The sequence below is a fragment of the Streptomyces sp. NPDC054841 genome (assembly GCF_053611045.1).
The window spans coordinates 1-8805 of the sequence record NZ_JBSGZO010000364.1 but is presented as its reverse complement, the minus strand read 5'-3'; the positions used below and the strand labels follow the sequence as shown (position 1 = coordinate 8805).

The window sequence follows — 8805 nt, the reverse complement described above, 5'->3', positions numbered from 1 at the left end:
GAGCCGGGGCCCTGCCGGTCGCCCGCCGCGCCCATCGGGCGGGCGTACTGGCCGGTGGTCTCGGGCTCCTCGTGGCCGCGCGGGGCGTCGGGCGTCGGACGCTGCTGCGGGGCCGACGGCTGTTCGTTGCCCCAGCTGGTGGCCTGCGGGCGCTGCGCCTGCGGGCCGCTGCCGGGCAGCTCGGCGCGCGGGGCACCGGGCGACGGCAGCTGACGGCCACGGTCGCCGCCCGCCTGGGCGGTGTGCCGGCCGGAGTTGCGGCCACGGCCGCCCTGGCCGGTCAGCCCGGACTGACGTGATTCGTTACGGTCCTGCGCGCCCGGCGCCGAAGTGGCACCCTGCCGCCCGCGGCCGCTGTCCGCGCCGAACGCACCGGCGGGAGCGCCGCCCTGACGGGAGAAGTCCTGGTGCGAGGCGTCCTGTCCCGGGCCGCCCTGGAAGGGAGCACCGTCGCGCCCGGGGAGGGCCGCACGCGGAGCCGATCCGGCGCCGACCTGGCCGCGCGACGCACCGGCACCCAGCAGCCCGCCGGAGCCGGCCGGCGGACCGCCGCCGAGACCGGGACGGCCGCCACCGGCCGCGCCCGGACCGCCGGTCAGCCGACCGCCGCCCGCAGGCCCCTGCGGTACGGCGCCCTGGCCACCGGCACCGGGCTTGGCCGGGGGCTTCTTGCCGCCGTGCGCGACATCGACGGGGAGCATGACCAGCGCGGTCGTGCCACCGGAGTCGGAGGGACGGAGCTGGATCCGGATGCCGTGCCGCAGGGACAGGCGGCCGACCACGAACAGACCCATGCGGCGGGAGACCGAGACGTCCACGGTGGGCGGCGACGCGAGCCGCTCGTTGATCGCGGCCAGGTCCTCGGGGGAGAGACCGATACCGGTGTCGTGGATCTCGACGAGGACGCGGCCGTCCGGCAGCGCGTGACCGGTCACCCGGACCTTGGTCTGCGGCGAGGAGAACGAGGTGGCGTTCTCCAGCAGCTCGGCGAGGAGGTGCACGAGGTCGTTGACGACGCGGCCGGCGACCTCGGTCGCCGGGACGGCGGCCAGTTCGATGCGCTCGTACTGCTCCACCTCGGAGGCGGCGGCACGGAGCACGTCGACGAGCGGGACGGGCCGGGTCCAGCGGCGGCCCGGCTCCTCGCCCGCGAGGACGAGGAGGTTTTCGCCGTTACGGCGCATACGGGTCGCGAGGTGGTCCAGCTTGAAGAGGGAGGACAGCTGGTCCGGGTCGGCCTCGCGGGACTCCAGTTCGGAGATCAGCGACAGCTGACGCTGGATAAGACCCTGGGAGCGGCGCGAGAGGTTGGTGAACATCGCGTTGACGTTGCCCCGCAGCAGGGCCTGCTCGGCGGCGAGGCGGACCGCCTCGCGGTGCACGTCGTCGAAGGCCGCGGCCACCTTGCCGATCTCGTCCCGGGAGTGCACACCGACCGACTCGACGGTGGTGTCGACGTCCTGCGGGTCGGACTCGGAGAGCTGCTTGACCAGTTCGGGCAGGCGGTCCTGGGCGACCTTGGTGGCCGTGTCCTGCAGCCGGCGCAGCGAGCGGATCATGGACCGCGCCACGACGAAGGCGCCGACGAGCGACACACCGAGCACGACCAGGATCAGCGCACCGTTGATGATGGCGTCCTGCTGCGACTCCTGCTTGAGCTCGCGGGCCTTGCTCTCCATCTCACCGAGAAGCGTCTTCTCGATGGTGTTCATCGCGTCGATCTTGGTGTCGGCCTGGTCGGTCCAGTCCTTGTAGGTGCGGCGCTCCCCGCGCTCGAGACCACCCGGAGTGCGCAGCACCCGGGTCGCGTAGTCGTTGGCCTCGGAGATCTCGGTGTTGCCGTCCTCCAGCGGCTTCGTCAGCTCCTCGACGTCACCGCCGAGTCCGGAGTAGATCCGCTTGAAGGAGTCCAGTTCGGTGCCCTCGTTGGTCCGGGCGTCCTCACCGGTGAGGCGGTCGTTCTCCGTCATGCTGCCGACCGCGTTGGCGGTCGGGGGGAGCGCGGCGGCGATGATCGCCCGCTGGATCGACGCGTACTCCTTGGCGGAGGAGAACGCGGCCAGCGCACGGGTCCGCTTGATCATGTCCGGGTTGTTGGTCGCCTGGGCCATGTCCTGGGACAGGCTGAGCAGCGACTCGATCAGACGGCTGTACTGGGAGACCGTCTGGGAGTGCGTGATGCCGTTGTCGTAGGCGTCCTTGCGGATCTCGTTGATCGTGTTGACCTGCTGGGCGATCTGGCTGACGTTGGAGTGGATGCTCTCCAGCGCGTCGTCGCCCGAGGTGTCGCCGATGCTGACGGTCGCGGCGAGGAAGGACGCCCGCTTGCGGTCGGTGTCCTTGCGCGGCTGGGCGACGTCGAACGACGCCACATCGCCCTGGTGGGACATCGGGCCGGCCGCGTGGTCGCGCTCCTTCTGGAGCGCCTCGGCGAGGGCGGTCGCTTCCTTGGTCAGCTTCGTGAGCAGCTGCATGTGGTCGAGCTGCTCGATGTCGCTCATGGACTCGTTGATACGGAGTCCGCCCAGCGTGGTCGCCGCGACGACGGGGAGTGCGAGCAGGGAGACCAGGCGGGTGCTGATGCGCCAGTTGCGCAGGGCTATTCGCGAGCCCGTGTCGGACGGGCCCTTGGACTTGGACTTGGGGCGGTCCGCGGGCTCGGGAGCGGCCTGAGCGGTCGCACCGGAGCGCGGCCCGCGATCACCGCCATCGCCCGCCTGGCCCTGGTTCTGGGTGTGCTGGGGCGAGGAGCCGCGGTCGGTCCCGCCGTGCGACTCCTGTTCAGCCGCAGCGCTGCCATCCCTCTTGAATCGTCCCTGCACTAGCGTCGCAACCTCTGGACCAGGCGTCCCTCCGCAGAACGGCGGGACGGTGTCGGCTTCGTGGGGCGGTGGAGGCGCCCCATGGTGGTCGTGGAGTGACCGGCGTTCCTCCCCTTTCCCGCCGCCACTCGGCGCTGCGTTGCGCCCCCTGCGCGCCGGCCTGAAACCCGCGGCGGTGCGTGGAATTCCAGCACAGTGCCGGATCTCCAACAAGAGCCGTGTACCGGGCTGTGACCTGAGTGACACGTTGTGAGCAACATGTCACAAACCGTAGAAAGTGATCGTGGATGAATCGGGCGTTTGCGGACGAGTCGCTTACGGGTGGGGGGTGTCCCAGTCGACATGATCAGGAGCGGAATGGCTGATTCAGCTATGCAATGTCCGTTTCTGGTGGGGTCCCTTGCTGTCCGGAATGACGGAATTGCCCGCCAAGTCGTGAGCAAACTCACATAGAGATCGTTGAGTCCCCCACGCTTTCGCAGGCAATCGGATGTTTAGCCTGACGCTTTACAAGCAACGGCACTCTGACTAGGCGAGCGATGAAGACGACGATGATGTTCCGCAACATAGCCAACCCCCGCCGCACGACGCTGGCGCACCTCGAGGACGCCGACGAACTGCAGCGCGAGGCTCAGCCGGAACAGTCGGCCGAACTCCCCGCCCAGACCGCCAACCCCCGCCGCACCACCCTCATGGACGCCCCGGTGGCGCAGTAATACGGGAGGTCGGGCCCCTCTCGCGCGTTAGCCTGGAGCGTCAGACTCCAGCCAGCGGAAGTAGAGGGGCGCGAGGCACCCGTGCGCATCGCCAGATTCTCCATCGACGGCAATGTCGCCTTCGGCGCGGTCGAGGGGGAGGGAACCGGCGACCCGTCCGGTCTCGTCCTCGACATCATCAAGGGCATTCCCTACACGGACTTCGAGCTCTCGGGCACGAAGGTCCCGCTGAGCAAGGTCCGGCTGCTGCCGCCCGTCCTCCCCAACAAGGTCGTGGCCATCGGCCGCAACTATGCGGAGCACGCGGCGGAGCTCGGCAACGAGGTGCCCGAGGTCCCGGTCGCCTTCTTCAAGCCCACCACCTCGGTGATCGGCTCCGGCGACGCGATCGAGTACCCCTCCTTCTCCAACGAGCTGCACCACGAGGCCGAGCTCGCCGTCGTCATCGGCCGGATGTGCCGCGAGGTCCCGCGCGAACGCGTCAAGGACGTCATCTTCGGCTACACCTGCGCCAACGACGTGACCGCGCGCGACGCCCAGCAGCGCGAGAAGCAGTGGGCCCGCGCCAAGGGCTTCGACACCTCGTGCCCGCTCGGCCCCTGGGTGGAGACCGGCCTCGACCCGGCCGCGATCGCCGAGGGCCTCGCCATCCAGTGCACGGTCAACGGCGAGCAGCGCCAGCTGGGTCGTACGAGCGACATGATCCGCTCCATCGAGGACCTGGTCGTCCACATCACGGAGGCCATGACGCTCCTTCCCGGGGACGTCATCCTCACCGGCACCCCCGCCGGGGTCGGCCCCCTCAACGTCGGCGACGAAGTCGCCGTCACCATCGAAGGCATCGGCACTCTCACCAACAAGGTGATCAAGCGTGGCTAACGCGATCCGCGTACGTTTCTGTCCCTCGCCGACCGGCAACCCCCATGTGGGCCTGGTCCGCACCGCCCTGTTCAACTGGGCGTTCGCCCGGCACCACCAGGGCACCATGGTCTTCCGTATCGAGGACACCGACGCGGCCCGCGACTCCGAGGAGTCGTACAACCAGCTGCTCGACTCGATGCGCTGGCTCGGCCTCGACTGGGACGAGGGCCCCGAGATCGGTGGCCCGCACGCCCCGTACCGCCAGTCGCAGCGCATGGACCTCTACAAGGACATCGCGCAGAAGCTGCTCGCCGGGGGCTACGCGTACCACTGCTACTGCAGTGTCACCGAACTGGACCAGCGCCGCGAGGCCGCCCGCGCCGCCGGCAAGCCGTCCGGCTACGACGGCCACTGCCGCGACCTGACCGAGGAGCAGAAGGCCGCCTACGTACGCGAGGGCCGCGAGGCGATCGTCCGCTTCCGGATGCCCGACGAGCCGATCACCTTCACCGACCTGGTCCGCGGCGAGCTCACCTTCACCCCGGAGAACGTTCCGGACTACGGCATCGTCCGGGCCAGCGGAGCCCCCCTCTACACGCTCGTCAACCCCGTCGACGACGCACTGATGGAGATCACGCACGTGCTGCGCGGTGAGGACCTGCTGTCCTCCACCCCGCGCCAGATCGCGCTCTACAAGGCACTGATCGAGCTCGGCGTCGCCAAGGAGATCCCGGCCTTCGGTCACCTGCCGTACGTGATGGGCGAGGGAAACAAGAAGCTCTCCAAGCGTGACCCGCAGGCCTCGCTCAACCTCTACCGGGAGCGCGGTTTCCTCCCGGAGGGTCTGCTCAACTACCTCTCCCTGCTGGGCTGGTCGTTCTCGGCCGACCAGGACATCTTCACGGTCGCCGAACTGATCGAGAAGTTCGACGTCGCGGACGTCAACGCCAACCCGGCCCGCTTCGACCTGAAGAAGGCCGAGGCGATCAACGCGGACCACATCCGCCGGCTCGATGTGAAGGCGTTCACCGAGGCCTGCGAGCCCTGGCTGACGGCCCCGCACGCCAACTGGGCACCCGAGGACTTCGACCGGGCCGCCTGGGAGGCGATCGCCCCGTACGCCCAGACCCGCCTCACGGTCCTCTCCGACATCACCGCCAATGTCGACTTCCTCTTCCTGAAGGAGCCGGTCGAGGACGAGGCGTCCTGGCAGAAGGCGATGAAGGAGGGCTCGGACGCCCTGCTGCGCACCGCCCGCGAGAAGCTGGACGCCGCGGACTGGACGAGCCCGGAGCCGCTGAAGGAAGCGGTCCTGGCCGCGGGCGAGGCACACGGCCTCAAGCTCGGCAAGGCCCAGGCCCCGGTGCGCGTCGCGGTCACCGGCCGCACGGTGGGTCTCCCGCTCTTCGAGTCCCTGGAGATCCTGGGCAAGGAGCGCACCCTGGCCCGCATCGACGCGGCGCTGGCGAAGCTGGCGGCGTAAGCGGATCCCGTACGGCCTTCAGGGGCGGCAGCCGGCTGCCGCCCCTCCGGCGTTGTCGGAGACCCCTGGGGCTTCTTCGTCGTCCCGTGGGAGGCAAGTCACTGCACCGGCGTAGCCTCGGATCATGCCGATCCGAGCCGCCCTCTGGGACATCGACGCTGCATTTTCCGGGGGATGCCCCCCGAGCCCCCAGCCGGGGCCGGGTCCGGGCTAGCCTCGGATCATGCCGATCCGAGCCGTCCTCTGGGACATCGACGACACGATCTTCGACTATGCCGGCGCCGACCGCGTCGGCATGGAGCGGCATCTTCAGGCCGAGGGCCTGGTCAACGGGTACGGCTCCGTCGACCAGGCCCTCGCCCGTTGGAAGGAGCTCACCCGGATCCACTGGCGGCGCTTCGAGGCCGGTGGTGTCGACTTCGAGGAGCAGCGGCGGGACCGGGTGCGGGACTTTCTCGGGGTGCTCGACATGAGCGATGCCGAGGCCGATGAGTGGTTCGCCCGCTACCTCGCGCACTACGAGGCCGCCTGGCAGCTCTTCCCCGACGCCCTGCCCGTACTGGATCTGCTGGCGGCCGACTTCCGGCACGGCGTTCTCTCGAACTCCTCGATCCACAATCAGCACCGCAAGCTGACGGAGCTGGGCGTACGGGACCGCTTCGAGGCGGTCGTGTGCGCGGCCGAGCTGGGAATCGCCAAGCCCGAGGCCGCCGCCTTCCACGCCGCGTGCGACGCGCTCGGGCTGGCGCCGCAGGACGTTGCGTATGTCGGAGACCAGCCGGACATCGACGCGGGAGGAGCCGTCGCGGCGGGACTGACCGGCATCTGGCTGGATCGCGGCGGGCTCGGCGGCCGGCCGGAGCTGATCCGGATCACCGGTCTGGAGGAGCTTCCCGGCCTGCTGCGGCCGGATACCCGTTTTGGAGCGCCGTCCACCTTCAGGTAATGTTCTTCCTGCGCCGAGGGGAGCGGGTCGAAAGCCCGGAACCGAAAGCGCACAACCCGAACGAAACCCCCGCAGGGGGGTTGAGTTTTGGTGGCCTATGGTGTAATTGGCAGCACGACTGATTCTGGTTCAGTTAGTCTAGGTTCGAGTCCTGGTAGGCCAGCTCGCAGAGCTCATCTGCAAAGCCCCCGTTGTGTAGCGGCCTAGCACGCTGCCCTCTCAAGGCAGTAGCGCCGGTTCGAATCCGGTCGGGGGTACAGATCCTTCCCGCGGTGTCACCAGGGTCGCTCCCGATGACGCCGATGCAGGATCGCTAGGGCCCCCGTTGTGTAGCGGCCTAGCACGCCGCCCTCTCAAGGCGGTAGCGCCGGTTCGAATCCGGTCGGGGGTACTGGTCTATACCATGGGCTATGGTGTAATTGGCAGCACGAGTGATTCTGGTTCATTTAGTCTAGGTTCGAGTCCTGGTAGCCCAGCGGATCCAGTCCGTGGATCAAGATCTTGCCCCCGTTGTGTAGCGGCCTAGCACGCCGCCCTCTCAAGGCGGTAGCGCCGGTTCGAATCCGGTCGGGGGTACGTGAAGAGAAGGCCCTCCCCAGTAGGGGAGGGCCTTTCTCGTGTGCCTCGGCCGGGGCCATGCCTCAGCCGAAGCGACGGTTCGACTCCTCGGCCTGGGCCAGTCGGCGCAGGCTCAGCAGCACCGGCTCGTACAGCACGGTGAATGCCACCGCAGCCTCCACCTGCTCCTCCTCCGCCTCGTACCGCTCCACCAAGTCCAGGTCGCTGACTGCCAGTTGGCCGGCGCTGTCGGCGTAGGGGAGCAGTTGCTCCACATCGCAGGGGTAGTCGAGTCGCAGCATCGTGGCGATCGCGGAGACCAGCATCCGGTACGGCGGTGACTCGGCGCCCACCTCGCTGCTGAAGGTCCAGCCGAGCCGGTCCAGGAGCGCGTCGGCGGTGCGACGGGCCGTCCTCGTGGCGGGGTCCTCCTCGTCCGGCTCGGGACCGTGGGGGAGGGCCCATACGGCGGCGCCGAGCCGCATGTGATGGTCGAGGGTGTCGTCGGCGACGGCGGCGAGGACCTCCCGGGCGGTGGCCACAGGTATCCCGCCGACCGAGATCAGTGCCCGGACCAGCCGGAGCCTGCGCAGGTGCTCCTCGTCGTACTCGGCCTGGGTGGCACTGACCCGTCGGCCGGGCGGCAGCAGTCGCTCACGCAGGTAGTACTTGATCGTGGCGGTGGGGACGCCGCTGCGTTCGCTGAGCTCTGCCAGTTTCATTTTCCCTTGCGCCCTTCGTTGGAGAGTGGCACTATCCAATCACTAGATAGCTCCACTATCCAATGATCCTCGCAAAGGGGAACCGCAATGAGCAAGCAGCCGATTCAGGGGCGCATGACGGCGGAGTCGCAGGACGGAGTGACCGTCTTCCTCATCGGGATGCGGATCAACAGCTTCCGCGCGGTGCGGAGTTGGTGGCCGACGTTCACGGCCATGCCGCGCATGCTGAGGGAGCTGTCGAAGGACAAGGACAGCGGACTCCTGGGCTACCGGCTGCTGCTGGGCGGGCCGAGGGTGATCTACACCGTGCAGTACTGGGAGTCCGCCGAGAAGCTGCTCGCCTACGCGTCCGCGCCGGACAAGGAGCACCGCCCGGCCTGGGCGGCCTTCAACCGGCGGATGCGCGACGGGCGGGGCAAGGTCGGCTTCTGGCACGAGACGTACGTCGTCCCGGCCGGCTCGTACGAGTCCGTCTACGTCAACATGCCCGCGTTCGGCCTGGGGGAGGCGACCGGTGTCGTCCCGGTCGGCCGGCGCGGCGACCACGCGGCCGACCGACTGAAGGCGGCCTGAGTCATGGCGTCGGGGGCCCCGTCCGGGACCCCCGCGCTCAGTCTCCCCCCCCGCGCCCTGTGGCCTGGGGGACCCCGGGTGACGCTCCGAGGGAGAGAAGAGGACGGGCACCCCGGTCGACCGG

At 69.2% G+C, this 8805-nt stretch carries 7 protein-coding genes and 5 tRNA genes; 10 read left to right on the top strand and 2 right to left on the bottom strand.

From position 1 onward, the window contains the following. Nucleotides 1-2822, bottom strand: a 2822-nt coding sequence (locus tag ACWGI8_RS33240) for a nitrate- and nitrite sensing domain-containing protein (protein ID WP_453666635.1), incomplete at its 3' end; no start/stop codon positions are given. 539 nt (nucleotides 2823-3361) lie between these two features. Here ACWGI8_RS33240 and ACWGI8_RS33235 point away from each other — a divergent pair. From ACWGI8_RS33235 to ACWGI8_RS33195, 9 genes are all read left to right on the top strand, one after another. Continuing rightward, nucleotides 3362-3538, top strand: coding sequence for a hypothetical protein (locus tag ACWGI8_RS33235; RefSeq protein WP_453666634.1), 177 nt, complete (start codon nucleotides 3362-3364; stop codon nucleotides 3536-3538). A gap of 81 nt (nucleotides 3539-3619) precedes the next feature. Continuing rightward, complete coding sequence (locus ACWGI8_RS33230; protein WP_453666633.1) at nucleotides 3620-4417, top strand: fumarylacetoacetate hydrolase family protein; 798 nt, start codon at nucleotides 3620-3622, stop codon at nucleotides 4415-4417. Beyond that, nucleotides 4410-5882, top strand: coding sequence for a glutamate--tRNA ligase (gene gltX / locus ACWGI8_RS33225; RefSeq protein ID WP_453666632.1), 1473 nt, complete (start codon nucleotides 4410-4412; stop codon nucleotides 5880-5882). The genes ACWGI8_RS33230 and gltX overlap by 8 nt, the downstream gene beginning before the upstream one ends. A gap of 223 nt (nucleotides 5883-6105) precedes the next feature. Then, on the top strand, nucleotides 6106-6828 hold the full coding sequence (locus tag ACWGI8_RS33220; RefSeq protein WP_453666630.1) for an HAD family hydrolase: 723 nt from the start codon (nucleotides 6106-6108) through the stop codon (nucleotides 6826-6828). 91 nt (nucleotides 6829-6919) lie between these two features. After that, nucleotides 6920-6991, top strand: a tRNA-Gln gene (locus tag ACWGI8_RS33215). A gap of 21 nt (nucleotides 6992-7012) precedes the next feature. Further along, nucleotides 7013-7085 (top strand) — tRNA-Glu (locus ACWGI8_RS33210). Between the two features lie 61 nt (nucleotides 7086-7146). Further along, nucleotides 7147-7219 (top strand) — tRNA-Glu (locus tag ACWGI8_RS33205). A 13-nt stretch (nucleotides 7220-7232) separates the two neighbouring features. Further along, nucleotides 7233-7304: transfer RNA gene (locus ACWGI8_RS33200), tRNA-Gln, on the top strand. A 27-nt stretch (nucleotides 7305-7331) separates the two neighbouring features. Then, nucleotides 7332-7404, top strand: a tRNA-Glu gene (locus ACWGI8_RS33195). 65 nt (nucleotides 7405-7469) lie between these two features. On the opposite strand, the gene ACWGI8_RS33190 is transcribed toward ACWGI8_RS33195, so the two are convergent. Continuing rightward, nucleotides 7470-8108: a MerR family transcriptional regulator gene (locus ACWGI8_RS33190; protein WP_453666628.1), complete on the bottom strand. Its 639-nt coding sequence runs from the start codon at nucleotides 8106-8108 to the stop codon at nucleotides 7470-7472. A gap of 87 nt (nucleotides 8109-8195) precedes the next feature. On the opposite strand from ACWGI8_RS33190, the gene ACWGI8_RS33185 reads away from it, so the two are divergent. Then, nucleotides 8196-8681 carry a DUF4188 domain-containing protein gene (locus ACWGI8_RS33185; RefSeq protein ID WP_453666626.1) on the top strand — a complete coding sequence of 162 codons (486 nt, stop codon included), beginning with the start codon at nucleotides 8196-8198 and terminating at the stop codon, nucleotides 8679-8681. The last annotated feature ends 124 nt before the right edge of the window (nucleotides 8682-8805 follow it).